Raw genomic sequence first — 24,850 nt, forward strand, 5'->3', positions numbered from 1 at the left:
ACTCCTCAAAAGGTGATGCCTCATGCCCACGTTCGCCGACCAGCTCGACGTCGCCGCCGACCTCCTCGCCCTGCTGCACGACACCGACACCGAACCGCGCACCGACCCACAGCTGGAGGCGCTGACCCTCGCGGTCGCCGCCGACCTGCCGGTCCTGCTGTGGGGCGAGCCCGGCATCGGCAAGACCGCCGCCCTGACCCAGCTCGCCGAGGCGCTCGACCTGCCGCTCACCACCGTCATCGCCAGCGTCCACGAGCCGTCGGACTTCTCCGGGCTGCCCGTCGTCGGCGACGACCCGGCGGTGCAGGGCGTGCCGATGGCCCCGCCGGACTGGGCCGTGCGCCTGGTCCGTGCCGGTCGCGGCCTGCTGTTCCTCGACGAGCTGTCCACCGCGCCGCCGGCGGTCCAGGCGGCGCTGCTACGGCTGGTCCTGGAGCGGCGGGTCGGCGCGTTGCGGCTGCCGCCGGGCGTGCGGATCGTGGCGGCCGCGAACCCCCGGTCGTCCGCGGCGGACGGCTGGGAGCTCAGCGCGCCGCTCGCCAACCGGTTCGTCCACCTCCAGTGGGCGCACGACCACGACGTCGTGGTCCGTGGCCTCGGCGGGACCTGGCCCCGCGCTTCGCTGCCGCGGCTGGACCCGCAGCGGCTGGGTGCGGCGGTCGCGTTCGCCCGCCGCGCCGTGTGCGGGCTGCTCGCCGCCCGTCCCCGGCTGGTGCACCAGCTGCCGGGCAGCGAGGCGCGCCGCGGCGGTCCGTGGCCGTCGCCGCGCAGCTGGGACATGGCGCTGCGGCTGACCGCGTTCGCCACCGCCGCCGGCACGTCCCGCGACGTGCTGTCCATGCTGGTGCGCGGCACGGTCGGCGACGGGCCGGGCCTGGAACTGCTGGCCGGCCTGGACCGGATGGACCTGCCGGATCCCGAGTCGCTCCTCGCGGACCCGGCGGCGGCGAGCCTGCCGGACCGCGGCGACCTGCGCCAGGCGGTCCTGGACGGCGTCGTCGAGGCGGTCCGCAAGCGCCCGGAGAAGGCCCGGTGGGATGCGGCGTGGGCGATCCTGGCCCGCGCGCTGGACACCGGCGCGCCGGACCTGGTGGTGGTCCCCGCGAGCACCCTGTCGGCGTTGCGCCGCGCCGACTGGGACGTGCCCGACGTGATCGAGCGGCTGGCCGGTGCGGTGGCCCTGTCCCAGCGCGCCGACCGGGCGGCGGCGCGGGTCGCGGCGGCGGTGACCGGCTGATGGCATCGCAGACGGCAGCGCCGGGACTCGACCTCGACAAAGCTGTTCGCGGCGGCGGTGACGGGCGGATGGCGCCGCAGACGGCAGCGTCGGGACTCGACCTCGACGAAGCTGCTCGCGGCGGTGGTGACGGGCTGATGGCGCCGCAGACGGCGGCGCCGGGACTTGCTGTTCGCGGTGGCGGTGACGGGCTGATGGCACCGCAGACGGCGGCGCCGGGTCTCGCTGTTCGCGGTGGCGGTGACGGGCTGATGGCACCGCAGACGGCGGCGCCGGGTCTCGCTGTTCGCGGTGGCGGTGACGGGCTGATGGCACCGCAGACGGCGGCGCCGGGTCGCGACTTCGACAAGCTGCCCATGGCACCGGAAACCGCAGCACCGGAAACCGCAGCACCGGAGGCGGCAGTGCCGGGGCTCGACTTCGACAAGCTGTTCGCGGCCCGGCTGCAGGCCGCCCGGGCCCGGCCGTACCTCGCGACGGCCCTGTTCGCGCTGCACGCGGTCGAGTCGCGGCGGGTGCCGACGATGGCCGTCGACCGGCACTGGCGGTGCTACGCGTCGCCGGCGTTCGTGGCCCGGACCCCGGTCGAGGAGCTCGCCGGCGTGTGGGTCCACGAGGTCTCGCACCTGCTGCGCGACCACCACGGCCGCGGCGACCGGGTGGCGCTGGACCGGGACCTGACCGGGCCGGGGGAGCGGCTGCGGATGAACATCGCCGCCGACTTCGAGATCAACGACGACGTGTACGGCGACGGCCTGGCCCGCCCCGAGGGTGCGATCTCCGCCCAGGATCTGGGGCTGGACGACGGGCAGCTGATGGAGGACTACCTGCGCCAGTTCCGCCTCGGCCCGGGCACGTCGGGCCTGGTCTGGCTGGACTGCGGCAGCGGCGCCGACGGCCTCGAACGGCCCTGGGACCTCGGTGAGGACGGCGCCCACGGGCTGAGCGGCCACGAGCTGGACGCGGTCCGTTTCCGGGTCGCCCAGGGCATCAACGCCCGCCCCGGCGACGTCCCGAAAGGCTGGCGGCGCTGGGCGGAGGAGGCGTTCCACCCGCCGCAGGCGTGGCGGGACCTGCTGGGCGCCGCCGTCCGTTCGGCGGCGGGGGCCGCCGGGGCGGACGACTACACATACGGGCGGCCGGCGCGGCGCTCGGCGGGCCTGCCCGGCGTGGTGCTGCCGAGCCTGCGCCGCCGCCCGCCGCAGGTCTGCGTCATCATCGACACGTCAGGGTCGGTGAGCGACGCCGAGCTGGGCGGCGCGCTGCTCGAGGTCGCCGCGATCGGCCGGGCCGTCGGCGGCCGCCGGGACCTGGTGCGGGTGATGTCGTGCGACGCGGCGGCCGGGGTGGCGTACCCACTGTGCCGGGCCGAAGGCATCCCGCTGATCGGTGGCGGCGGCACGGATCTGCGCGCCGGGTTCGAGCGGGCGCTGCGCACCACGCCCCGGCCCGACGTCGTCGTGGTCCTGACCGACGGGCAGACACCGTGGCCGTCGGCCCGCCCGCAGTGCCGCACGGTCGTCGGCCTCTTTCCCCGCGCCGGCTCCTGGGACGAGGACGACGAGGACTACGTGCCGGAGCAGCCGCCGGACTGGGCGCACGTCGTCACCATCGGATAGTGCTCGTCCACATCAGACAGTCGTGGCGTAGACCTGCAGGGTCACCTCGTTGCTCAGGTGGGTCTCCCCGCCGACGATCAGGGCCGCCTGCATGGTCCAGACCGTCGGCGGGGTCGCCTGCCCGCCGTCGGTCACCGTCACCCTCGCGTGGTTGCCCCGGCCGCGGAACTCCACCGGCCCGAGCACGGTCTGCGCCCGCACCGTCCACTGGAGACTGTCGGCCAGCCGCGCCTCGTCGAACCCGGCCGGGACCACCACCGACAGCGGCAGCGTGAACGGCTGCACCTGCGGGTCGCCGGCCTCCTGCACGCGGGTGCGTCCCGGCACACCGTGATCCTGCTCGGCGGGGTCCGGGAGGCGTCCGGTGCGCTGGTCGGCCCGGTCGCGGAGGCCGCCGCCGGGCGGCTCAACGTCGACGCGCTGTTCCTCGACGCTCACGGCATGACCGTCCGGACCGGCTTCACCGCCGGCAGCCTCGCCGCCGCGGGCGTCGACCGGCGGCTGGTCGCCTCCGCCCGCCGGCTCGTCGTCCTCGCCGACCACAGCCGGTGGGGGGTCACCGGCATCGCGACCGTCGCCGGCCTCGACGAGGCGGACGTCGTCATCACCGACGACCGGCTCACCGACGACGCGTACGTGGCGCTCACCGACCACGCGGGCCGCCTGGTCATCGCCGCCACCGCCCCCGGCGGCTGACGTCCCAGCGCGCGGCCACGGCACACGGTCATGTCCGCGCTGGTCGGCCGCGTTTCCGGTGTCCCACGGTGTCCCACGCACGGCGCGGACCCCGACCCCGCGATGGTCGGATACCTCCTGTCAGCAACACCCCGGACGACACACAGGAGACACGCCATGAACGCCCAGGCCGTCAGCACCACCCGCAAGTCCTGGTTCACCCTCAACGGTGTCCTCTGGACACTGCAGATCATGTGGGGCTTCTTCTTCGCCGGTAGCGGCTTCGGCAAGGTCCTGCTCTACGACGCGACCCTCTACGCCGAAGCGCCCCGGGCCGTGGCCTGGTACGCCGCGGTGCCCCAGCCCCTCATCGTCTTCATCGGCGTCGTGGAGGTGCTCGGCGGGATCGGCCTCATCCTGCCGGCACTCACCCGGGTCACGCCGAAGCTCACGCCGCTGGCCGGCGCCGGACTCGCGCTCACCATGCTCCTCGCCGCCGGGTTCCACGTCGTGCGCGGCGAGTACGCCCTGGTGCCCGCCACCGTGGTCCTCGGGGCGGTCGCCGCGTTCCTCGCCGCCGGTCGATGGAACCTGCGGCCCGTCGCACCCGAGCCGCTCACCAACCGGCGCGCCCTCACGTCGGTGCTGGTGCTGGTGCTGATGGTGCTGACGACGTTCGTCCCGACCTGGTACACCATGACCCACACCCAGTTCTGAGCGCCGTCAGCCGAACTCGGCGGCGACCGCCTCGGCCAGCAGGCGGTCGCCGGGGGAGCGGCGCACCCGCTCCCGCAGCAGGTCCTCACGGCTGCCGGGATCGCTGTATCCGGTGTACTGGCGCAGGATCGTCAGCTCGCCGTCGACGACCGCGATCTCGTCGAGGTACCCGCCGACGTTCCAGTCCCACACGAATCCCTGCGCGTCCTCGACGAACGGCGCCAGCCGCCGCAGCGCGCAGTGCAGGTCCCAGCCGCGGAAGTAGCTGCGGTCGGCGTACATGCACAGCTCGAACTCCTCGACGGGCCTGGCGGAATCCCGGTAGCTGCGCGGATCCAGGGGATCGGGGCGGCCCCGCAGCGCGCCGAGGACGTCGCTGACGCTCAGCCCGAGGCTCTCCTCGTAGGCCTGCTCACGCAGCTCCGGCCGCACCCGGAAGCGGATGCTGCCATCGTGCTCCGGCCGGACCTGGAACACCGACAGGCAGTGCGACCCGCCGTGCACCGCCCGGGCCAGCTCGCCGGCCGGCAGGTCGAGGCCCGCCAGATCGGGGTCGATGGCGGCCCGCGCGGCGAGCCGTTCGCCGCCGCCGTCACGGATCGCGGCCAGCAACGCCACCCCGGCGCCGAGGCGGTCGCCGGCACCCGCGAGGACGCAGGCGAGATCGTAGCGGCCGCCGGGATGGTACGGATCCCGCGCCAGCGCCTCGTGGAACAGCCCCATCGCGTGGAAGTGCTCCTCCCGCCTGAGCGAGAACGCCCGCACCATCAGCCGTTCCGCCAGCGACAGCCGGTCGATGTCCGGTCGCCGCGCCGGGTCCCCGCGCAGGGCAGCGGTCGCCAGCTCATACGCCTCGGTCATGACGTGCGAGCCTACGGGCCGCGACCGTCTCCATCGCCCACAGGATCGCGGCGGCGTCGTCGGGGGCGAGGAAGTGGCTGTCGACGAACAGCGTCAGCTCCATCACCTCGTCGGAGCCGTCGGCGCTGAGGAAGAACGCCGACTGCGGGTCGTCGTGCGCGCTGACCCAGGCGAACTCGCTGTCCGGTCCGGCCGGTCGCGGGACGGGCCGCAGCGAGCCGCCGAACCGGCGGTCGTTGAAGTTGACGTCCAGGTCGACGCCGGGACCGCGGTCGGCGACGACGGCGGCGACGCGGGCCTCGAGGTCACGCCGGTCGTAGTAGGCGTGCTTGTACGCGGCCATCGCCGCGCCCCGGGCCCGCCGCACGACGTCGCCGAACTCGCCGGTCGTGTCCAGCACACACAGCCCGTTCTGGGACACCGGGCAGACGCTGCCGTCCAGCTCGGCGCGGAACCGGTTGCTCGCCATCAGCCGCAACGGCAGCACGGCGACGCCGGTCACCGCCGCGAACGCCGTCGCGAACGCGGCGAGGAGCACCGCGCCGGTGTCCGTGCCGTGTTCCAGCGCCGCGGCCGACAGCGCCGCCGGCAACGCGGTGGAGCGGAACACGCCGTGGTGGTAGCGGGGGCTGCGCACGTCCCGCGACGGCGGCATCGCCGGCACCGGGATCTGGCGCAGCCGGGTCTCCCAGTGCCGCAGCGCGGCCGCGTTGTGCCGCTGCGCCGCCGGCAGGGCCTGCTGCCGGGCCTGTTCGAGCGGTGCGATGCCGCGCACCGGGGCGGTGGTGCGCTCGGCGGTCTCCGCCATCATCACGACCGCGCCGGCGCCGTCGAAGACCAGGTGCGACATGACGAGGACGGCGTGGGTGCACCGGTCACCGTCGACGACGGCGGCCATCCGCACCGGCCACTCGTCGGCGTAGTCGAAGGGGGTCGTGCGGAACCGCCGGGCGACGTCCTCCGGGTCGGCGGCGACGATCTCGAGGTCGATCGTGCCGCGCTCGTGCACGACCTGCCGCGGCGGGCCGTCGCCGGCGGTGGGTTCGAACCGGGTCCGCATCGACTGGTAGCGCCCCATCAGGTACGCGAGCTCCCCGGCGACGTCGTCGACGGTGCTGCCCGGTGGCAGCGGCCGCGCCCCACCCATCGCGAACGTCCGGCCCAGCCGGCGCATCTTCAGCCAGACGTCGAGCTGCCCCCAGGACAGCTCCCCGGCCCCGGAGCCTTCCCCGGCGAACGACACGGTGCGACGGCCATTCATGGTGGTCACTCTAAGCGAATCCCGGGCCGGCGAACGGCTGCGGCGGTTGCAGGAAATGTGCAGACATCCGCGGCGGTGGCTCGGGGTGGGCGGTCAGTACCGTATCGGGTGTGACGCGGTTGGGGATCGACTTCGGGACTTCGACGACGGTGGCGGTCCTCGCCGCCGACGGGCGGGAGCCGCGGCCGTTGCTGTTCGACGGTTCGCCGCTGATGCCCTCGGCGGTCTGTCTGGACGCGGACGGCGGGCTGGTCGTCGGGCGGGACGCGGTGCACCTGGGGATGGCCAGCCCCGGGCTGCTGGAGCCGAATCCGAAACGCCGGGTCGACGAGGCGGCCGTGCTGCTCGGCGACGCCGAGGTGCCGGTCGGGCGGCTGTTCAAGGCGGTGCTCGACCGGGCGGTCGTCGAGGCCGCGGGGATGTCGGGCGGGGCGCTGACCGACGTCGTCGTCACCTGCCCGGCGGCGTGGGGGCAACGGCGGCGGCAGGTGCTGCTCGACGCGGCGCCGCCCGGGACGCGGCTCGTCGCCGAGCCGGTCGCGGCGGCACACTACTTCGCGGACGTGGCCGGGCACCGGGTGCCGGTCGGCGGGACCGCGCTGGTCTACGACTTCGGCGCCGGGACGTTCGACGCGTCGGTGGTGCGGCGCACGGAGGACGGGTTCGAGCTGCTCGCGACGCTCGGCCTCGACGACGCCGGCGGTCTCGACGTCGACGCGGCGCTCTTCGCGCGGCTGCGGGATCAGGTGCCGGATCCGCAGGGGTACTGGCCGCGCCTGACCAACCCGGCCGACGCCCTCGACCGCAGGGTGGCCCAGCAGGTGTGGGACAACGTGCGCACGGCGAAGGAGATGCTGTCGCGGCTGCCGTCGACGCTGGTGCACCTGCCGCTGTTCAACGTGGAGGTGCCCGTCGACCGGGCCACGCTGGACCGGCTGGCGGCGCCGGTGCTGCAGCGGACGGTCAGCACCTGCGTGGAGGTCCTCGCGGTCGCGGGGCAGCCGATGTCGTCGCTGGCGGCGGTGTTCCTGGCGGGCGGGTCGAGCCGGATGCCGGCCGTGGCGGCGGCGCTGGAGTCGGCCCTCGGCGTCGCGCCGGTGGTCGTGGACCAGCCGGAGCTGGCGGTGGCGGAGGGCAGCCTGCGCGGCTTCGACCAGCCGACCTCGGGCGCGGCGGCGCCGGTCTCCGCCTCGCCCCAGTCTCCGTCCCCGGCGACTGCCCCGCCCGCTCCGGCCACCCCGTCCGCCCCGCCCGCTCCGGCCACCCCGTCCGCCCCGTCCGCTTCGGCTACGTCCACGCCGCAGCCGTTGCCGCAGGCGCAGCCGCAGCCGTCGTGGCGGGGCAGGCGTGGGCTCGTGATTCTCGCCGCGGTCGTCGCCCTGGCGGTCCTCGCCGGCGGCGGAGCCCTGGCCTGGTCGCTGCGCCCCGACCCGCGGGCGGACGCCCTCCCGGCGATCCTGCCCACGCCGTCCGCCTCGGCGTCGCCCTCGCCGTCGGTCTCCCCGTCACCGGCGGTGAGCGTCGCGGCGGGGCTCGATCCGTGCCTGGTCGGCAGGTGGCGGCAGACCAGCAGCGAGGTCCACGTCAACTTCGGCTCGACGCGGAAGCAGTTCAGCGGCGGCGCGGGGGTCCTGCAGACGTTCGACGGCGAGGGGCACACGGTGTACGACGCCAACGCCTCCGCCCCGTACCGGGCCACCTTCGACGGCGCGAACTGGGACGAGACGTTCCGCGGCGTCGCCCAGGGCAACTACCGCATCCTCGACGGCACCGTCGTCCTCAGTGGACTGTCCGGCGAGATCAGCTGGGTCCTCAACCGCAACGGCAAGCGCAACAACAGCGGCAAGGGACCGCTCAGCACCCAACCCGAGCGGTACCTCTGTGACGCGCAGAAGCTCATCCAGTACGGCCCGGACGGCGACTACACCAACGAACTGGAGCGCATCCCGTAGGTCTGGTCGGGTGTCGGACACGACAAACGGTTGAAGGGGCGGCCGGCCACGCTTGCCGAGCCGTCCGTGTTCTTCTCCTCCACGAGCGGGTGGGTGCTGCCCGGCCCGACGGCGACTCCACCAACGAACTGGAGCACATCCCCTTACCCGCGCGGGGTCATCGGCGGCCGGTGGGTTGTGCGAAGATCTCGGCCGTGCGAATGATCCCCCTCTTCGCGGTTGCGGCCTCCCTCGCCCTGCTCGGCGCCTGCGCGGACGACCCCGCCACCCCGAGGGCACAGGCCTCCGGCACGCCGGTCCCGGCCGTGTCCGTGTCCGCATCGGGCGCCGCTCCCTCGGCGTCGGCCGGTGCCGCCGCCGATCCTGCGTTTGTCGACCCGGCCCCCGCCGCGGCCGCCGGCAAGATCGGTCCCGGCACCGAGTGCGCCATCCCCGCGACGCTGCCGATCGCGGCGAAATGGACCCCGAAGGACGCCGCCTTCTACCGCTGGTCGACCGGCGGGCTGACGCTGCGGTGCGAGATCGACGCCAAGCCGGCCGGCGTGATCGGCTTTATCCGCGTGTTCACCTACGAGGGCACCGACGCGCAGCAGGCGCTCGCGGTGCTGATGATCACGCCGCTGTTCGGCGGGAAGACGACCGGCGAACGGGAGATCACCATCGGCGGCAAGAGCGGCGTGGAGGCCGCGCTCGCCGCGAACATGAACGGCCCCGGCCGCGCGTTCGCCACCGGCGGTGTCCTGGTGGTGTGGCGCGGGGCGGACGAGGACGAGTTCAAGGAAGGCCTGCCCGCCTACGTCCTGGCCCGCACCGCGATTTCGTTCTGAGCCGTTACTTCGGCAGGCGGATGACCAGTTCGACGCGGCGGTTGAAGGCGCGGCCGGCGACGCTGACGGAGCCGTCGGTGTTCTTCTCCTCGACGAGGGGCTGGGTGCTGCCCAGGCCGACGGCGGTGACGGCGGAGGCGCTGACGCCGTGTCCGGTCAGGTAGGCCCGGACGGTCTCCGCCCGGCGCTGTGACAGCGTCTGGTTGCCGGCGGCCGAGCCGGTCGCGTCGGTGTGGCCGCGGACCTGGATGGCGCCGTTCGGGTACAGCTTGTTGATGACCTTGATGGTGTTGTCGAGGGTGTCGGTGCTGCCGATGTCGGCGCTGCCGGTGCCGAAGAGGGCGTCGCTGTTGAAGGTCACGATGTAGACGTGGACGCCGTTGGGGTCGCGGGCCTCCAGGACCGAGCCGGAGACGCCGGTGAGGTCGATGTCGGGGCCGGGCAGGCGATACAGGGAGTCCTTCACCAGGCGGGTGTCGTTCTCGGGGTCGTGCGCGTTGCCGATCTGGCACGGGATGCGCAGCACGAGCCCGGCGCCGAAGTCCTGGGTCGAGCAGGTGGGGTCCTTCTGCCCGTCGCCGTCGTAGTCGTCCAGGCCCGGCTGGGCGCCCGGCGGCAGCGAGACGGGCTCCTCTTCGGCGGGCGCCTCGGTGGTGGCGTCCGCGGCGGCCGAGGTGGCGCCCCCGGCCGGGGTGCCGTCCGAGGAGGAGCCACAGCCGGTGAGCAGCAGCACGCCGACAACCATGACCGGCAACCAGGCGCCGGCGTGACTCCGCACACGTCTCATTGGCGGGAGCGTAGGTTTCCGGTCGTGCCGCCGCTCGTCACAGGCGGGTAGCCGACACCTTCTCGGGGGACGGATTACGGTTTGCGGGCCACGCCGGCGAACTCCGACGCCGGGGTGGTGTCGTTGCCGTCGGGGCGCCACTGGGAGCAGGTGACGACGCCGGGCTCCAGGAGCTCCAGGCCGGTGAAGTACGCGGCGATCTGCTGCGGGTCCCGGACCGCCATGGGGGCGGCGCCGCTGCTGTTCCACATCTGCACGGCCCGGTCGACCGCGGCGGCGTTGACCTCGCGGGTCGGGTGCGACATGACGAGGTAGCTGCCGGACGGGACGGCGTCGACCAGGGTCCGGACGATGGCCGCGGCCTCCTCGTCGTCGACCACGAAGTTGATGATGCCGAGCAGCATGATCGCGACCGGCTGGGTGAAGTCCAGGGTGCGGGCCGCCTCGGCGAGGATCGCCTCCGGGTCGCGGACGGTGGCGTCGAGGTAGTCGGTGGCGCCCTCGGGGTTGCTGGTCAGCAGGGCCCGGGCGTGGACCAGGACCATCGGGTCGTTGTCGACGTAGACGATCCGGGCCGACGGGGCGACGGACTGCGCGACCTCGTGCGTGTTGTCCGCGGTGGGCAGGCCGGTGCCGATGTCGAGGAACTGCCGGATACCGGCCTCGCCGGCGAGGTGCCGCACGGCCCGGCCGAGGAACTGCCGGTTGAACCGCGCCGACTGGACCAGCTCGGGCATGTAGGCGAGGACCTGCTCGGCCGCTTCCCGGTCGACGGCGAAGTTGTCCTTGCCGCCCAGCAGGTAGTTCCAGAGTCGCGCGGAATGCGCGACAGTCGTGTCGAGCTCCTCGTTGACCGTCATGTCCGTCCTTGGACTGCGATGGGGGAATGTCCGGACCAGACTAGTCCCCGCGCCGGGGCCCGGTACAGGCGTACCGGGCCCCTTCGGCCGTCAGGCCGGGACCACCCACTTCTGGCTGGCCACGTTCGCGTAGTCCCAGATGTGGATCTGGGTGCCGTCGGCGGAGGCGCCGCCGAGGGCGTCGAGGACCTTGCCGGACTGCGGGTTCAGGATCGAACCGTTCGCCTGCGGCTGCCACACCTGCGAGCCGGTGCCGTTGCAGGTCCACAGCTGCACCTTGGTGCCGTTGGCGGTGCCGGCGTTGTCGACGTCGAGGCACTTGCCGTTGGCCTGGTAGGTGCTGCCCACCCGGGACCAGCGCTGCGCGGCGGTGCCGTTGCAGGTCCACAGCTGGATCTTCGTGCCGTCGGCGGTGCCCGCGTTGTCGATGTCGAGGCACTTGCCGGCGATCCCGGTGATCGGGCCGGACGTCGGACCCGACTGCTGGTACACCTCCAGCTCGTAGACCCGGGCATAGGGCGTGTCGGTGGTGGCGAACCGCACGTAGCGGGCGGTCACCCCGCTGAGGTTGTGCGTGGTGATGTTGGCGGTGTTGCCGGTGACGGTCGCCCGGGTCGTCCAGGTGGTGCCGTCGGGGCTGGTCTGCAGCGTGAAGTTGCTGGTGTTGGCCACGGCCTCGCGGCCCGCACCGGCGTGCCGGACCACGATCTGGCCCACGGCCTTGCTCGAGCCGAGGTCGACCTGCAGCCACTTGTTCGCGCTGTTGGAGCACCACTTGTCGCTGTTGCCGCCGGAGACGGTGCCGTTGACGGCCTTCGCCGGCGCCTCCGCCGTGGTGCAGGAGCTGTCCGCGGTGGCGGGTGCGTTGAGCGCCAGGTTCGCGACGGTGGCGCCGCCGGGGATGGCGTTCAGCGTGTACCAGGCCTCGGTGCTCCACAGCGACTGCCCGCTGGACGAGCTGAACGGCTTCGGCGACCGCACGTAGACGACCCGGCCCGGCTTGCGCCCGGCGACGGTCAGCGAGACCTTCTTGCCGTCCGAGGACAGGGTCGCGGCGGTGACGGTCAGGTTCTCCTCGTCGACCTTCGGGCCGCCGTAGGCGGACGTCGCCTCGTACCGCCACTGCTTGAACGTGTACTTCGAGGCCAGGTCCGTCGCGGTCGCGGCGGACAGCGGCTGGGTGTACTCCAGCTCGAACCCGGCCGCGGTGGCCCGCATCGCGAGGATGTCGAACGTGGCCGTGCTGTTCGGGGTCAGCTTCTGCAGGCCGTAGTTCAGCTTGCCGGCCTGACCCCAGTTGCCGCCGGCGCCGATCCCGCCGACGTAGATCGCGCCGTCCGGACCGATGTTCACCTCAGACACCCCGGCCTCGAGACCCTGGGTCATCCGGAACAGAGCGCCCTGGTACTCGCCGTTGACCTTCTCCAGGTACGCGCGCTGCAGGCCGCCGTACGTGACGTCACCGATGATCAGCTGTCCGGCGTAGATGCCGGTGGGCATGACGATCGGGGTGCTCGGGGAGTTGGCGATCTCGTTCTGCGGCATGTACAGCACCGGCGGCGTGACGGCGTTGTAGTCGAACGGCCCGGCGGGGGTGTTGTAGTGGTTGAAGAAGCGGCCGGGCTTGATCTGCACCAGCTTCGACGCGGGCACCCAGCCGCCCTGGTTGTCGGTGACGAACAGGCCGTTCTCCGGGCCCCAGCCGATGCCGTGCGGGGTGCGCAGGCCGCCGGCGACGTACTCCACGGCGCCGGTCGTCGCGTTGACCTTGACGGAGGTGCCGCGGTTGGCTACGGGCTGCGGGACGGTGCTGGCGCCGCCGTAGTCGATCGGGACCGAGAGGCTCAGGTAGAAGTAGCCGTCGCGGTACAGCAGGCCCATCGCGAACTCGTGGAACGCGCCGCTGAACGGCCAGGTGGCGACGGTCTGGTACTGGTCGGCGACCTCGTCGCCGGTGGTGTCCACGAGCCGGGTGAGCCGCGCCTTCTCCGACACGTAGACGACGCCGTTGACGACCTTCAGGCCCATCGGCTCCTTGAGGTTGCTGCCGATGCGCTTGGTCGTCACGTTGCCGGGGGAGGTGGCCCCGCCGGTGTTGCCGAGGATCCAGACCTCGCCGGCCTGCGACGTGCCGGACTGGTCGTTGCCGCCCCAGGTGCAGATGACCAGGCGGCCGTCGGGCAGCCAGTCCATGCCGGTGACCTTCGGCTGGAACGCCGCGTTGGGGCGCAGGTTCGTCAGCGTGAAACCGGGGTGCACCGAGGTCAGCGGCAGGCCGTCGCCGGGGGAGTCGCCGGCGCCCTCGCACTCCTTCTTCCCGGGCGCGGTCACGCGGACGACGCCGGCGTCGGTGCTGAGCACCGAGTTGGGCACGAGCACGAACGCCGACGAGCCGGGCGTCTTCCACTCCAGCGTGATCTGCTGCCCGCCGTCGCGCTCGAAGTGGTCGATGCGCAGCGCGTGGTAGCCGGTGGTGAGGGTGACGGTGCCCTCCTTCGGCGGCGTCGCGCCGTGCAGGCCGTCGTGGTTGATGACGGTGGCGCCGTCGATCGCGAGGCGGGACCCGTCGTCGCTGCTGAGCCGGAACGTGTAGCTGCCGGCGGTGGCGATGTTGACGTTGCCGATGACCTGGGAGACGAACAGGTTGTCGTAGCCGAAGTCGGCGGGCGTGGTCCAGTTGATCGTCGGCATCAGCTTGTCGACGTTCGGGGTCTGACCCGTCTTGAGGGTGCAGATCGCGCTGAGCGCGGTCTGCACGTCGTAGACGCGCAGCGTCACCCCGGGCTCCTGAGCGGGGATCGCGCTGGCGGGCGGGGCCCAGATGCCAATGGCGGCAACGGTGGCGGCGGCGGTGGCGGCGATGGTGAACGAGCGCAAAGGCCTGATGCCCATGCTTCCTCCTGGGGGGACGGAGAAACGTCCCCGGATGGCGGTCGGGGGACGCTGAAGCTCGGGCAGGCCTATCGACGCCGACGACTGGACCACCCGCCGGAAGACTAGGCAGTTTCGATCAGCAAGTCCATAGCTTTTGCACGACTCAGCGAAAGTTTGCTGAATGCGCGCAGAAGGTCACCGGCGGCCGTCATCCGTCGCAGGTGTGGTCACGGCGGGCGGCGGCGATAGCGTCGGTTCTGTGGCGACGCTGGTGTCGGTGAACGTGGGCCTGCCGAAGGACGTCGCGTGGCAGGGGCGCACCGTGCACACCGGCGTCTGGAAGGCGCCGGTCGACGGGCCGGTCCTGCTGCGCCGGCTCAACCTCGACGGCGACGGCCAGGGCGACCTCGCCGGCCACGGCGGCGAACAGCGCGCCGTCCTGGTCTACCAGCTCGACTCCTACCGGCACTGGCGCGAGTTCCTGGGCCGCGACGACCTGGCCCCGGGCCACTTCGGGGAGAACTTCACGGTCGACGGCCTGCCCGACGACGAGGTCTGCGTCGGCGACCGGTTCCGCGTCGGCGGCGCGGTCGTCGAGGTGACCCAGCCGCGGGTCACCTGCTACCGCGTCGGCCTGCGCCTCGGCGAGCCGCGCATCCCGGCGCTGCTGGTCGCGCACCACCGCCCCGGCTTCTACCTGCGGGTCATCGCCGAGGGCGAGGTGCGCGCCGGCGACGAAATCGTTCACGTGGCCGACGGGCCGCAGCGGGTCACCATCGCCGAGATCGACGCGCTGCTCTACCTTCCCGGGCACGACCGGAGCACCGCCGCGCGGGCGCTGCGGATCGATGCGCTCAGTCCCGGCTGGAAGGCGTCCCTGCGGGCCCTGCTCGACCAGCCCGAACACGCCGGCAACCCGGGGCTGGCGGCCGTGGCGGCGCCGCCGGCGTGGCCCGGGTTCCGCCCGCTCGTGGTCACCGCGGTCGAGCCGGAGACCGCCGACGTGGTGTCGCTGCGGCTCGCCGCGCCCGACGGGATCCCGCTGCCGGTGCCCGCCGCGGGGCAGTTCCTGACGTTGCGGCTGGGCCCGGGGCTGGTGCGCAGCTACTCGCTGTCAGGGTCACCGGGCGGGCCGGCGTATCGCATCAGCGTCAAACACGAACCCGGCGGCGCGGGCAGCGGGTACCTCCGCGACCAGGTCCGGGCCGGCACGACCCTCGACGTGGCCGCGCCCCGCGGCACCTTCACCCTCGACCGGTCGGACCGTCCGGTGCTGCTGGTGTCGGCCGGGATCGGCGCCACCCCGCTGCTGGCGATGCTGCACGACCTCGCCGACCACCCGACCGGCCGCGACGTCTGGTGGCTGCACGGCGCCCGCGACGGTGCCGGCCACGCGTTCGCCGCGGAGGTCCGGGCCCTGCGCCCCGGCCGGCGCGTGATCTGCTTCAGCCACCCCCGCCCGCAGGACCGCCCCGACATCGATTACGACCTCGCCGGCCGCCTCGACGCCGGCGTCCTGAGCGGGCTCGACCTGCCGCCGTCAGCCGTCGCCTACGTCTGCGGACCGGCGGGGTTCATGCAGGACGTGACCGCCGCCCTGGCCACGGCCGGCGTCACGGAGATCCACCGGGAGGACTTCACCACCGTGGCGGCAGTGACGCCAGGTGTACGCCCAGCGGCCGCCGCCCCGCCCCGGTCCCGCCCCGGCCCGGGTCCCACCATCACCTTCGCCCGCAGCGGTGTCACCGCCGGCTGGACCGACACCGACGGCACTGTCCTGAACCTCGCCGAGACCTGCCGCGTCCCGGTCCGCTGGTCCTGCCGGACCGGCGTCTGCCACACCTGCGAGACCGGCCTGCTGTCCGGCGCCGTGGAATCGGTCCCGGAGCCCCTGGACCCACCCGCCGAGGGCACCGTCCTCATCTGTTGCGCCCGCCCCCGCAGCGACCTCGTGCTGGACCTGTGAACCCACCGTGGGTCAGCGGCGCTCGCCGGGGACGGTGATGCGGTGTTCGTAGGCGAAGACGACCAGCTGGGCCCGGTCTCGGCAGCCGAGCTTGGTCAGCAGATGGCTCACGTGGGTCTTCACGGTGCCGTACCCCATGTGCAGGTCCTCGCCGATCTCCCGGTTGGACCGGCCGGTGGCGACCGCGGCGAGGACGTCACGCTCGCGGCCGGTGAGGTCGGGCACGGCTGGCGGTGCGGCCGCGGGGGTCAGCTCGGTGAAGCGGGCGATGAGCCGGCGGGTCACGCCGGGCGCGAGGAGCGCATCGCCGCGGGCGACGACCTCGATCGCCTGGAGCAGGTCCTGCGGGCGGGTCTCCTTGAGCAGGAAGCCGCTGGCGCCGGCGTGCAGCGCCGAGAACACCAGGTCGTCCTGGTCGAACGTGGTCAGCATGAGCACCCGGGCGCCGTGACAGCCGGGGTCGGCGCAGATGCGGCGGGTCGCCTCGATGCCGTCCATCCTCGGCATCCTGATGTCCATCAGGACCACGTCGGGCCGGGTGCGGCGGACCACGTCGACGGCTTCGACGCCGTCGGCCGCCTCGCCGACGACCTCGACGCCGTCGGTGGCGTCCAGGAGCATGACGAACCCGGTGCGCACGAGCGCCTGGTCGTCGACGACCGCGACCCGGATCACGGCAGCACCGTCCCGGCGGGCAGCGGCAGGGTGGCGTGGACGCGGAAGCCGCCGTCCGGTCCTGGGCCGGCGGTGAGCCGGCCGCCGAGCAGTGCCGCCCGTTCGGTGAGCCCGCGCAGCCCGTGACCGGGCCGGACCAGGTCGCTGCTGCCGCCGCCGCTCGCGGTGCCGTTGTCAAACACCTCGATGCGGGTCGCGTCGCAGGTGTGCTCGACGCGGACGGTTGCGGTGGTCGCGTGCGCGTGTTTCACCACGTTGGTCAGCGATTCCTGCACGATGCGGTACGCGGCCAGCTCCACCGCGGGCGACCCGGCCGGCGGCTCGCCGTGGACGTGCAGGGTGACGTCGAGCCCGCTGCCGCGCACGGCGTCGACCAGCCCGGCCAGGCCGCCGGCGCCCGGCAGCGGCACGGCCGTGTCCTCGCCCTCGTGCGGGTCGTCGCGGAGCAGGCCGAGCAGCGATCGGGTCTGCGCCAGGGCCTCCCGGCTGGTGTCGGCGATCACCTCGAGGGTGCGCTCGGCCTGGTCGGGTCTCGTGCGGATGAGGTGCGCGCCGACGCCGGCGTGGACCGCGATCAGCGACATGCTGTGCGCGACCACGTCGTGCAGCTCCCGGGCGATGCGCAGCCGCTCCTCGGTGGTGGCCCGGGCGGCCTCCTGCCGGGCGGCGGCGGCGTCGCTGCGGGCGGCGTGCAGGTCGGCGGCGACCCTGGCGCGGCGCAGCCGGACACCGTCGCCGAGGGCCCATGCCGCGAGCAGCAGCGCGACCGTGGACAGGAAGGCGTCGCCGGCGTTGTCGGGGATACCGGCGACCGTGATCGCGGTGTACCCGGCGACGGCGGTCGCCAGCGCGGCCAGACTCCGGCGGCGCGGGTGCCGGGCCGCGACCGCGCACAGCGCCGCCGTCACCAACCACGGGAGCAGGCCGACGTAGTGCCCGGCGGCGGCGACGGCGACCGCGGCGACGGTTGTCGCGGCGAACCAGCGGGCCGGATGGGTGTGCCACCAGAACCCGGACAGGCCGGCGCCGGCGGTCACGGCCACGGCGAACAGGCCCGGGTCGCGCAGCGCCGGGTCGATCGCGTGCAGGTCGGTGCCGAGCAGGGCCAGGCAGGCGGCGCCGGCGGCGGCGACGGCGAGCAGTGCGTCGCGCCACGTCGCCGACGGTCGCAGGGTCACGGACATGACCGTACGCGCCGGTCGGGCGCCGATCGTCCTCCCCGCGGCCGAGGGCGCCTCTGCCTGCAGGCAGAGACAGGACGGGTCCGCGGCCAGACGCGCCGGCGCGTGCCACTGACCGATCGTGGTCGTACCCCACCGAAAAAGGAGACCACGCAATGTTTCCCGACCTCACCGCGCCGCAGAAGGCGGCCGGCTACTACCTCATCGCACTGTCGATGTCGACCGTCCTCGCGCTGGTCGTGCCCAGTCAGGACGGCGCGGCGCTGCTCGGCATGTTCTCGCCGCTGGTCGCGGTGCTGGTGATGCTGCTCGTCGTCACGCCCGACGGACGGCGCAGGGAGGCCTGGCGAAGTCTCGGCCTGCACCGGCTGGGCCTGCGCACCTGGCCGGTGGCGTTCCTGCTGCCGACCGCGATCCTGGCGGTTGGCTATCTGGTCGCCGCCGCGGCCGGGTTGGCGAGCTTCGATCTCGGCGCGATGTCACCGGCGGACGCCGTCGCCGGCCTGGTGATCACCGTCGTGCTCGGCCTCGGCGAGGAGATCGGCTGGCGCGGGTACCTGCTGCCGCTGGTCCGTGAGATCTGGCCGCGCGGCGGTGCGCTGGTCGTCGGGTTCCTGCACGGCGTGTGGCACCTGCCGCTGTTCCTGCTCACCGGGTATCTCGCCGGCATCCCGGGTAGCCCGTTCGTCATCATCCCGGTGTTCCTGGTGACGCTGACCGCGGCCGGCGCCGTCTACGCGTGGCTGCGCGACCGCAGCGGCAGCGTCTGGTCGGTCGTGCTCATGCACCAGGCGTTCAACTCCGTCAACGAGGCCGTCATGCGGGGCGCGGTGGTGGCGGCGCCGGTGGCGTTCACGTACACCACCGGGGAGACCGGCGTCGTCACGACCGTGCTGGTGATCGCGGCCGCGTTTGGTGTTTCGGGGATGGTGCAGCACCATCGTGGGGACGTGAGGACAGCAACCGAGGCGACGGCCTGACCGGGGTGGCAGTGTGACTGGTGCGATGCAGGCGGTCCACGACCTGGTCGACGCGCTGCACCAGGCCCGGCCCGAGGACCTGCCGGCGGTGGCGTCCCAGGCCGCGGCGGGGCTCGGGGCCGTGGACGTCGAGCTGTTCCTGGTCGACTACGGGCAGGTCGAGCTGCTGCCGCTGGCCGTCACGGGCGGCGAGCCGGGCGAGCCGGTGCGCATCGACGGCACCCTCGCCGGGCGCGCCTACACCAGCGGCGAGCCGGTGCGGGGCGGCGCGCCCGAGCGGATCTGGGTGCCGGTCGTCAACGGCGCCGACCGGCTCGGCGTGCTCGCGGCGCGACTGGCCGCCCCGCTCGGCGACGACGCGGCGCTGGTGCGCGACCTGCGGGCGCTGGCGGGCGCGTTCGCCGGGATCGTGGCGACCCGTCGCACCTACGGCGACACCCTGGAGCGCACCCGGCGGCGCCTGCCGATGCAGCTCGCCGCCGAGATCATCTGGAACCAGTTGCCGCCGCTGACGTTCGCGACGCCCGACGCGGCGGTCGCGGCGATCCTGGAGCCCTGCTACGACGTCGGCGGCGACGCGTTCGACTACGCCATCAACGGGTCCGTGCTGCACGTGGCGGTCTTCGACGCGGTCGGGCACGGGATCGCGGCGAGCGCGCTGACGTCCCTCGCGATCAGCGCGTACCGCAACGCCCGCCGCTGCGGGCTGGACCTCGTCGACTCGTGCCGGTCGGTGGACAAGTGGGTGCACGCCCAGTATCCGGACGGCTACGTCACCGCGATCCTCGGTGAGCTCGACATCGACACCGGCACCTACCGCAAGATCAGCGCCGGGCACCCGGAGGAGCTGCTGCTGCGCGACGGGCGGCTGGTGCGCACCCTGCTGGCGCCGACCGCCCTGCCGCTCGGCCTGGGCTACCTCGGCGACCCGATGCCGGCCGTCGCCGAGGAGCGCCTCGAGCCGGGCGACGCCCTGCTGCTCTACACCGACGGCGTGGTGGAGGCCCGCACCGGGGACGGCGAGCAGTTCGGCATCGACCGGCTCGTCGAGTGCGTCACGAAGGCCCTCGCGGATCAGCTCCGGCCGGCCGAGACGATGCGCCGGCTCGTGCGGACCCTGCTCACCCACCAGCAGGACCAGCTGCAGGACGACGCGACCGCCCTGCTGCTGACCTGGCCCTAAGACCCGCTCCGCGGGCGCAGGTCCAGCATCAGCAGGACCTTGTCGTAGCGGCGGGGGCCGACGGCGACGAAGTCCGGCAGCCGGCCGTATTCGGTGAAGCCCAGCGACCGGTAGAGGTGCAGCGCGTTGCTGTTGTCGCCACGGGCGTCCAGGGTGAGGACCTCGATCCTGGCCTGCCGGGCGTCGGCGATCAGCGCCGCCGTCAACGCCCGGCCGACGCCCTGCCCGTGGGCGTCGGCGGCCACCGCGAGCTTCTCCAGGTCGGCGTGCGGCCGGTGGGTGGGCCGGGCGTACCGCAGCCAGTAGCCGAGCCCGACGAGCCGGTCGCCGGCGTACGCCACCCGCAGCGCACCGTCCCCGGCCCGCGCCGCCGCGGCGACGTGACCGAGGAGGTCCGCGACCTCGGGCAGCGACGGCGGCTCGACCCAGCCGAGCGCCGCGCCGCCCCGGACGAGGTCCGCCAGGATGCGCTGCGCCGCCTCGACGAACCGCGGGTCGGCGCTCAGCTCCGTCGCGTCCAGCACGTCCGGCCGGGACCGGCTCACCACCGCTGCCGTCAGACGGACGGGTGGACCGGCTGGCTGACGTTGAAGTCGGCGCGCAGCAGGTCCTCGTCGCGCGAGGAGGAGCCGACGAGGAGTTCGAATGCGCCCGGCTCGACCACCCGTACCCCCGCCGCATTGACGAACGTGCACTCGGCGACGGGCACTTCGACGGTTACCGTGCGCCGCTCGCCGGGGGCCAGGAACACCTGCGTGTAGGCCTTGAGCTCCTTGTCGGCCCAGGTGGCCGAGGTGACGGTGTCGCTGACGTAGATCTGCACCGTCTCCAGGGCCGGCCGGCTGCCGGTGTTGTGCAGGGTGACGGTGGCCCGCAGCGTGTCCGCGGCGGTCACCTCGGGCTGCTCGATGTGCAGGTCGTCGTAGGCGACGGTGGTGTAGCTCAGGCCCTGCCCGAACGCGAACGTCGGGCGCTGGGTCAGGTCGGCGTAGCGGCTGCCGTGCTGGCCGCGGACCTGGTTGTAGTACGTGGGCTGCTGGCCGGAGTGCTGGGCGAAGGAGATCGGCAGTCGGCCGGTCGGCTCGATGACGCCGAGCAGCAGCTCCGCGATCGCCCGGCCGCCGCGCATGCCCGGGTTGGCCGCGTAGATGATCGCGGCCGCGTTGAGCGCCGACGGCGGCAGGACGAGGGGCTTGGAGCTGATCAGGACGACCACGAGGGGCTTGCCGGTCGCGGCGAGCGCGTCGAGCAGGGCGATCTGGCCGCCGATGAGCTCCAGGGTGGCGGTGGACTTGCCCTCGCCGACGAGCTCGATGTGGTCGCCGACCACCGCGACCACGTAGTCGGCCTCCTCCGCCAGCGCGACCGCGGACGCGATCATCGCCGGGTCGGGGGCGCTGGGGTGCACGACGTGCGGGCGGGGCTGGCCGTCGGGGAAGAACTCGCCCTCCGGGTCCGGCCCGACGGTGAGGATGTCGGCGCCGCGGGCGGTCGTGACGGTCCAGCCGTCGGGGGCCACCAGGCGCAGGCCGTCCAGCACGGTCTCGGTCAGCTCGCGGGGGTGCCCGTCGGGCAGCCACTCGGTCTGGCCGGACGCGCCGGCCCAGTCGCCGAGCTGGGCGTGCTGGTCGTCGGCGTTGGGCCCGACGACGGCGACCGTCTTCGCGGAACCGGACATGGGCAGCGTGCCGTCGTTGCGCAGCAGCACCAGGCTGCGCCGGGCGATCTCGAGGTTGACCGCGGCGTGCGGGCCGGAGCCGATCACCGCGGACTGGCGGTCCGGGTCCGGGTGGCGGGGCTGCTCGAACAGGCCGAGCTCGAACTTGAGCGTCAGCACCCGGCGCACGGCCTGGTCGATGTCGGCCTCGTCGAGCATGCCCTTGGCGACCGCGTCCTGGGCGCCCTCGAAGAAGCCCGGGGTGGTCATCACCATGTCGTTGCCGGCCTTGACGGCGGCCGCGGACGCGGAGGCGTAGTCGACGTGGACCCGCTGCTCCCAGACCATCCGCCCGACGTTGTCCCAGTCGGTGACGAGGGTGCCGGTGTAGCCCCACTCGCCGCGCAGCACCTCGTCGAGCAGCCAGCTGTTGACGGTGATCGGCACGCCGTCCATCGACTGGTAGCCGAGCATGAACGTGCGGCAGCCCTCGCGGGCGACCCGCTCGAACGGCGGCAGGAACCAGGCGCGCAGCTTGCGCCGGGAGATGTCGGCCTCGCTGGCGTCGCGGCCGCCCTGCGTCTCGGAGTAGCCGGCGAAGTGCTTCGCGGTGGCCAGGATCGCGGTCGGGTCGGCCAGGCCGTCGCCCTGGTAGCCGCGGACCATCGCGGAGGCGAGCTCGCCGATGAGGAACGGGTCCTCGCCGAAGGTCTCGCTGACCCGGCCCCAGCGCAGGTCGCGGGCGATGCACAGGACGGGGGAGAAGGTCCAGTGGATGCCGGTGGCGGCGACCTCGACGGCGGTGACCCGGGCGACCCGCTCCACGAGCTCCGGGTCCCAGGAGGCGGCCATGCCGAGCTGGGTCGGGAAGATCGTCGCGCCGCTCCAGAAGGAGTGGCCGTGGATGCAGTCCTCGGCGACCAGCAGCGGGATCCGCAGGCGGGTCCGCTCCACCAGCGCGGTGGCCTCCAGGACCCGCTCCGGTGAGGCGTGCAGGATCGAGCCGGCGTGCATGTCCTCGACGAGGTGGCGGACGCCGTCGCGCGCGTTGAGCTGCAACATCTGCCCGACCTTCTCGGGCAGCGTCATGCGGGCGAGCAGGTCGGCGACGCGCTCGGCGACGGCGAGGGATGGGTCGAGGTAGGGCAGAGACGCTGGCACGGAGTTCCTTTCACACTGGTCCGCCCAGAACGATACGCGGGAGAGCGCTCTCTGGAGAACCCCCCACCTCGGGGCATCACGCAGCGTGTCCTGGGTCACAATGCGTAGCGCGCCTACCTATGCAAGCATCGACCCATGGGGAAGTCTGTCGCCGGGGCCATTTCGGGCCGCCGGATCAAGTACGTCTTCGTGATCTTCTGGCTGGCCGTCGCGGCTCTCGCCGGCCCTCTCGCCGGCAAGCTGACCGACGTCGAGCGCAACGACACCAAGTCGTGGCTGCCCGGCGGCGCCGAGTCCGTGCAGGTCATCGACGTGCAGTCGAGCTTCGCCTCGCCCGACACGATCCCGGCGATCGTCGTGTACGAGCGGGCCTCCGGCCTCACCGCTGCCGACGGCACCAAGATGCAGGCCGACGCCGCCGCGTTCGGGAAGCTCGCCGAGCTCGACGGCACCGTCACCGGCCCGATCCCGACGAAGGACGGCCAGGCCGCCCAGGTCATCGTCCCGCTCAACCTCGGCGCCGACGGCTGGGCCAAGGCCGGCGCGCTCGCCGACCAGCTGCGGGACACCGCTGCGCAGGGTGCCAACGGGCTCACCGTGCACATCACCGGCCCCGCCGGCACCGCCGCGGACTCCAGCGCCGCGTTCGAGGGCATCGACAGCAGCCTCCTGCTCGGCACGGTCGCCGTGGTCGTGGTGATCCTGCTCATCACGTACCGTAGCCCTCTGCTGTGGCTCCTGCCGGTGATCTCCTCGGGGGTCGCGCTCATCGCCGCCCAGGCCGTGATCTACCTGCTCGCCAAGCACGCCGACCTGGTCGTCAACGCGCAGAGTGCCGGCATCCTCACGGTGCTCGTCTTCGGCGCCGGCACCGACTACGCGCTGCTGCTCATCGCCCGCTACCGGGAGGAGCTGCGCCGGCACGAGGACCGGCACGAGGCGATGGCCGAGGCGCTGCACCGCTCCGGGCCCGCGATCATCGCCAGCGCCGCCACGGTCGTGCTCGGCATGCTCTGCCTGTTCTTCGCCGAGACCAACTCGACCAAGGGCCTCGGCCCGGTCGCCGCGATCGGCATCGCGGTCGGTCTCGCCGTCATGCTGACCCTGCTGCCGGTGCTGCTCACCATCTGCGGCCGGTGGATCTTCTGGCCGCTGCGGCCGAAGGTCGGCTCGGCGGAGCCGACCGCGACCGGCCTCTGGGCCCGCGTCGGTGACCGCATCGCCAAGCGCCCCCGCAGCGTGTGGGTCGCCACCGCGCTCGTCCTCGCCGTCGCCACCATCGGCGTCGTGCAGCTCGACGCGACCGGCCTCACCAACAAGGAATCGTTCCGCAACACCCAGGACTCGATCGTCGGTGAGGAGGTCCTCGCCCGGCACGGCGCCGGCGCCGCGGGCAGCCCCGTCGTCGTCATCAGCACGGCCGGTGCCGCCGCCGCGACCAGGGCCGCGTTCGCCGGCGTGGCCGGCATCGACCCGGCGTCGGTCAGCGAGCCGGCCGTCCAGGGCAACTACGCGTATGTGACCGGCGACCTCGTCGACCAGGCCGACAGCCAGGCGGCCTACGACACCGTCGACCGGGTCCGCGCCGCCGTGCACGCGGTGCCCGGCGCGGCCGCGAAGGTCGGCGGGACCACCGCGATCAACCTGGACGTGCAGCGCGCGGCGAAGCGCGACCGCAACCTGATCATCCCCATCGTGCTCGCGGTCGTGCTGCTGATCCTCATCCTGCTGCTGCGCTCGGTGCTCGCGCCGGTCATCCTCATCGCGACCGTCGTGCTGTCCTTCGGCGCCGCGCTCGGCGTCAGCGCGCTGGTCTTCCGCCACGTCTTCGGCTTCGGGGGCGCCGACTCGTCGCTGCCGCTGTTCGTCTTCGTGTTCCTGGTCGCGCTCGGGATCGACTACAACATCTTCCTCATGACCCGGGTACGGGAGGAGGCGGTCAAACACGGCACCCGGCGCGCCGCCCTGGTCGGGTTGTCGGCCACCGGGGGCGTCATCACCTCGGCCGGCCTGGTCCTCGCGGGCACGTTCGCGGTCCTTGCCACGCTGCCCCTCACCGCGTTCGCCGAGATCGGTTTCGCGGTGGCGTTCGGTGTGTTGCTCGACACGATCATCGTGCGATCCGTGCTCGTCACCGCGTTGAACCTCGACGTCGGTGAACGCATGTGGTGGCCCAGCGCTCTCGGCCGGACCACCGGGCCGTCGGTCCTCGAGAAGGACCGGGTGGCCGCCTAGAGGATCGGGCGCCCGTCGCGGTACGGGCCGCTGACGTGCTCCTCCTCCACGATCAGCAGATCCTCGTCGTGCTCGAACTCGCGGTACTCACGTTCGTCATGCGACAGCATGCGTGCCTCCCATTCATTGCGGAGGCACTGGT

Annotated in this window: 20 protein-coding genes; 10 read left to right on the forward strand and 10 right to left on the reverse strand. The window is 73.3% G+C overall.

Annotation, left to right across the window (positions count from 1 at the left end):
* Positions 1 to 22: 22 nt before the first annotated feature.
* Together ACFPIJ_RS08345 and ACFPIJ_RS08350 are read left to right on the forward strand one after the other, a co-directional pair.
* The gene (locus ACFPIJ_RS08345) at positions 23 to 1,237 is read left to right on the forward strand and encodes an AAA family ATPase (protein WP_380114082.1); all 1,215 of its coding nucleotides are present in this window, start codon (positions 23 to 25) and stop codon (positions 1,235 to 1,237) included.
* Positions 1,238 to 1,593: 356 nt separating this feature from the next.
* Positions 1,594 to 2,856 carry a vWA domain-containing protein gene (locus ACFPIJ_RS08350; RefSeq protein ID WP_380114185.1) on the forward strand — a complete coding sequence of 421 codons (1,263 nt, stop codon included), beginning with the start codon at positions 1,594 to 1,596 and terminating at the stop codon, positions 2,854 to 2,856.
* Between the two features lie 12 nt (positions 2,857 to 2,868).
* Here ACFPIJ_RS08350 and ACFPIJ_RS08355 read toward each other — a convergent pair whose 3' ends face one another.
* Positions 2,869 to 3,183 (reverse strand): hypothetical protein, encoded by a 315-nt coding sequence (locus tag ACFPIJ_RS08355; protein ID WP_380114083.1) that lies wholly within the window; start codon positions 3,181 to 3,183, stop codon positions 2,869 to 2,871.
* Positions 3,184 to 3,186: 3 nt separating this feature from the next.
* Here ACFPIJ_RS08355 and ACFPIJ_RS08360 point away from each other — a divergent pair, with 3 nt between their 5' ends.
* Both ACFPIJ_RS08360 and ACFPIJ_RS08365 read left to right on the forward strand, forming a co-directional pair.
* Positions 3,187 to 3,552 (forward strand): DeoR/GlpR family DNA-binding transcription regulator, encoded by a 366-nt coding sequence (locus ACFPIJ_RS08360; RefSeq protein WP_380114084.1) that lies wholly within the window; start codon positions 3,187 to 3,189, stop codon positions 3,550 to 3,552.
* A gap of 156 nt (positions 3,553 to 3,708) precedes the next feature.
* Positions 3,709 to 4,248: a DoxX family protein gene (locus tag ACFPIJ_RS08365; RefSeq protein WP_380114085.1), complete on the forward strand. Its 540-nt coding sequence runs from the start codon at positions 3,709 to 3,711 to the stop codon at positions 4,246 to 4,248.
* Between the two features lie 6 nt (positions 4,249 to 4,254).
* Here ACFPIJ_RS08365 and ACFPIJ_RS08370 read toward each other — a convergent pair whose 3' ends face one another.
* Together ACFPIJ_RS08370 and ACFPIJ_RS08375 are read right to left on the reverse strand one after the other, a co-directional pair.
* Entirely contained in the window at positions 4,255 to 5,109 is an 855-nt protein-coding gene (locus ACFPIJ_RS08370) for a hypothetical protein (protein ID WP_380114086.1), read from the reverse strand.
* A complete protein-coding gene (locus ACFPIJ_RS08375) occupies positions 5,093 to 6,370 on the reverse strand; it encodes a condensation domain-containing protein (RefSeq protein ID WP_380114087.1) in 1,278 nt (425 codons plus the stop codon). Before ACFPIJ_RS08375 ends, ACFPIJ_RS08370 begins: the two co-directional genes overlap by 17 nt.
* Before the next feature lie 110 nt (positions 6,371 to 6,480).
* Here ACFPIJ_RS08375 and ACFPIJ_RS08380 point away from each other — a divergent pair, with 110 nt between their 5' ends.
* Both ACFPIJ_RS08380 and ACFPIJ_RS08385 read left to right on the forward strand, forming a co-directional pair.
* Complete coding sequence (locus ACFPIJ_RS08380; protein ID WP_380114088.1) at positions 6,481 to 8,322, forward strand: Hsp70 family protein; 1,842 nt, start codon at positions 6,481 to 6,483, stop codon at positions 8,320 to 8,322.
* 200 nt (positions 8,323 to 8,522) lie between these two features.
* A complete protein-coding gene (locus ACFPIJ_RS08385; protein WP_380114186.1) occupies positions 8,523 to 9,149 on the forward strand; it encodes a lipoprotein in 627 nt (208 codons plus the stop codon).
* Between the two features lie 4 nt (positions 9,150 to 9,153).
* Here the strand turns inward: ACFPIJ_RS08385 and ACFPIJ_RS08390 are convergent, their stop codons facing one another.
* From ACFPIJ_RS08390 to ACFPIJ_RS08400, 3 genes are all read right to left on the reverse strand, one after another.
* Positions 9,154 to 9,936 (reverse strand): OmpA family protein, encoded by a 783-nt coding sequence (locus tag ACFPIJ_RS08390; RefSeq protein WP_380114089.1) that lies wholly within the window; start codon positions 9,934 to 9,936, stop codon positions 9,154 to 9,156.
* A gap of 74 nt (positions 9,937 to 10,010) precedes the next feature.
* Positions 10,011 to 10,796: an SAM-dependent methyltransferase gene (locus ACFPIJ_RS08395; RefSeq protein ID WP_380114090.1), complete on the reverse strand. Its 786-nt coding sequence runs from the start codon at positions 10,794 to 10,796 to the stop codon at positions 10,011 to 10,013.
* 90 nt (positions 10,797 to 10,886) lie between these two features.
* The gene (locus ACFPIJ_RS08400; protein ID WP_380114091.1) at positions 10,887 to 13,688 is read right to left on the reverse strand and encodes a ricin-type beta-trefoil lectin domain protein; all 2,802 of its coding nucleotides are present in this window, start codon (positions 13,686 to 13,688) and stop codon (positions 10,887 to 10,889) included.
* A gap of 241 nt (positions 13,689 to 13,929) precedes the next feature.
* Between ACFPIJ_RS08400 and ACFPIJ_RS08405 the strand changes: the two genes are divergently transcribed.
* Positions 13,930 to 15,636, forward strand: a complete 1,707-nt coding sequence (locus tag ACFPIJ_RS08405; protein WP_380114092.1) for an MOSC domain-containing protein — start codon at positions 13,930 to 13,932, stop codon at positions 15,634 to 15,636.
* Between the two features lie 12 nt (positions 15,637 to 15,648).
* On the opposite strand, the gene ACFPIJ_RS08410 is transcribed toward ACFPIJ_RS08405, so the two are convergent.
* Together ACFPIJ_RS08410 and ACFPIJ_RS08415 are read right to left on the reverse strand one after the other, a co-directional pair.
* The gene (locus ACFPIJ_RS08410; protein ID WP_380114187.1) at positions 15,649 to 16,257 is read right to left on the reverse strand and encodes a response regulator; all 609 of its coding nucleotides are present in this window, start codon (positions 16,255 to 16,257) and stop codon (positions 15,649 to 15,651) included.
* 50 nt (positions 16,258 to 16,307) lie between these two features.
* Positions 16,308 to 17,489, reverse strand: a complete 1,182-nt coding sequence (locus tag ACFPIJ_RS08415; protein ID WP_380114093.1) for a sensor histidine kinase — start codon at positions 17,487 to 17,489, stop codon at positions 16,308 to 16,310.
* Positions 17,490 to 17,647: 158 nt separating this feature from the next.
* Here ACFPIJ_RS08415 and ACFPIJ_RS08420 point away from each other — a divergent pair, with 158 nt between their 5' ends.
* Positions 17,648 to 18,472: a CPBP family glutamic-type intramembrane protease gene (locus tag ACFPIJ_RS08420; RefSeq protein WP_380114094.1), complete on the forward strand. Its 825-nt coding sequence runs from the start codon at positions 17,648 to 17,650 to the stop codon at positions 18,470 to 18,472.
* A gap of 13 nt (positions 18,473 to 18,485) precedes the next feature.
* Positions 18,486 to 19,655: a PP2C family protein-serine/threonine phosphatase gene (locus tag ACFPIJ_RS08425; protein WP_380114095.1), complete on the forward strand. Its 1,170-nt coding sequence runs from the start codon at positions 18,486 to 18,488 to the stop codon at positions 19,653 to 19,655.
* Here ACFPIJ_RS08425 and ACFPIJ_RS08430 read toward each other — a convergent pair.
* Together ACFPIJ_RS08430 and ACFPIJ_RS08435 are read right to left on the reverse strand one after the other, a co-directional pair.
* A complete protein-coding gene (locus tag ACFPIJ_RS08430; protein ID WP_380114096.1) occupies positions 19,652 to 20,200 on the reverse strand; it encodes a GNAT family N-acetyltransferase in 549 nt (182 codons plus the stop codon). The two genes, ACFPIJ_RS08425 and ACFPIJ_RS08430, sit on opposite strands and share 4 nt — an antisense overlap.
* An 11-nt stretch (positions 20,201 to 20,211) precedes the next feature.
* On the reverse strand, positions 20,212 to 22,473 hold the full coding sequence (locus tag ACFPIJ_RS08435; protein WP_380114097.1) for an exo-beta-d-1,3/1,6-glucosidase: 2,262 nt from the start codon (positions 22,471 to 22,473) through the stop codon (positions 20,212 to 20,214).
* Between the two features lie 135 nt (positions 22,474 to 22,608).
* Here ACFPIJ_RS08435 and ACFPIJ_RS08440 point away from each other — a divergent pair, with 135 nt between their 5' ends.
* The gene (locus tag ACFPIJ_RS08440; protein ID WP_380114098.1) at positions 22,609 to 24,708 is read left to right on the forward strand and encodes an MMPL family transporter; all 2,100 of its coding nucleotides are present in this window, start codon (positions 22,609 to 22,611) and stop codon (positions 24,706 to 24,708) included.
* Positions 24,709 to 24,850 lie beyond the last annotated feature (142 nt).

Origin of the sequence: Dactylosporangium cerinum, assembly GCF_042653625.1 — a bacterium.
Classification (GTDB): domain Bacteria; phylum Actinomycetota; class Actinomycetes; order Mycobacteriales; family Micromonosporaceae; genus Dactylosporangium; species Dactylosporangium cerinum.

Excerpts from the sequence above, each read along its gene's own strand:
- ACFPIJ_RS08350 (WP_380114185.1), top strand. The coding sequence starts at position 1,594 with ATGGCACCGGAAACCGCAGCACCGGAAACCGCAGCACCGGAGGCGGCA.
- ACFPIJ_RS08410 (WP_380114187.1), bottom strand. The coding sequence starts at position 16,257 with ATGCTCCTGGACGCCACCGACGGCGTCGAGGTCGTCGGCGAGGCGGCC.
- ACFPIJ_RS08420 (WP_380114094.1), top strand. The coding sequence starts at position 17,648 with ATGTTTCCCGACCTCACCGCGCCGCAGAAGGCGGCCGGCTACTACCTC.
- ACFPIJ_RS08370 (WP_380114086.1), bottom strand. The coding sequence starts at position 5,109 with ATGACCGAGGCGTATGAGCTGGCGACCGCTGCCCTGCGCGGGGACCCG.
- ACFPIJ_RS08390 (WP_380114089.1), bottom strand. The coding sequence starts at position 9,936 with ATGAGACGTGTGCGGAGTCACGCCGGCGCCTGGTTGCCGGTCATGGTT.
- ACFPIJ_RS08440 (WP_380114098.1), top strand. The coding sequence starts at position 22,609 with ATGGGGAAGTCTGTCGCCGGGGCCATTTCGGGCCGCCGGATCAAGTAC.
- ACFPIJ_RS08395 (WP_380114090.1), bottom strand. The coding sequence starts at position 10,796 with ATGACGGTCAACGAGGAGCTCGACACGACTGTCGCGCATTCCGCGCGA.
- ACFPIJ_RS08375 (WP_380114087.1), bottom strand. The coding sequence starts at position 6,370 with ATGAATGGCCGTCGCACCGTGTCGTTCGCCGGGGAAGGCTCCGGGGCC.
- ACFPIJ_RS08345 (WP_380114082.1), top strand. The coding sequence starts at position 23 with ATGCCCACGTTCGCCGACCAGCTCGACGTCGCCGCCGACCTCCTCGCC.
- ACFPIJ_RS08385 (WP_380114186.1), top strand. The coding sequence starts at position 8,523 with ATGATCCCCCTCTTCGCGGTTGCGGCCTCCCTCGCCCTGCTCGGCGCC.
- ACFPIJ_RS08365 (WP_380114085.1), top strand. The coding sequence starts at position 3,709 with ATGAACGCCCAGGCCGTCAGCACCACCCGCAAGTCCTGGTTCACCCTC.
- ACFPIJ_RS08400 (WP_380114091.1), bottom strand. The coding sequence starts at position 13,688 with ATGGGCATCAGGCCTTTGCGCTCGTTCACCATCGCCGCCACCGCCGCC.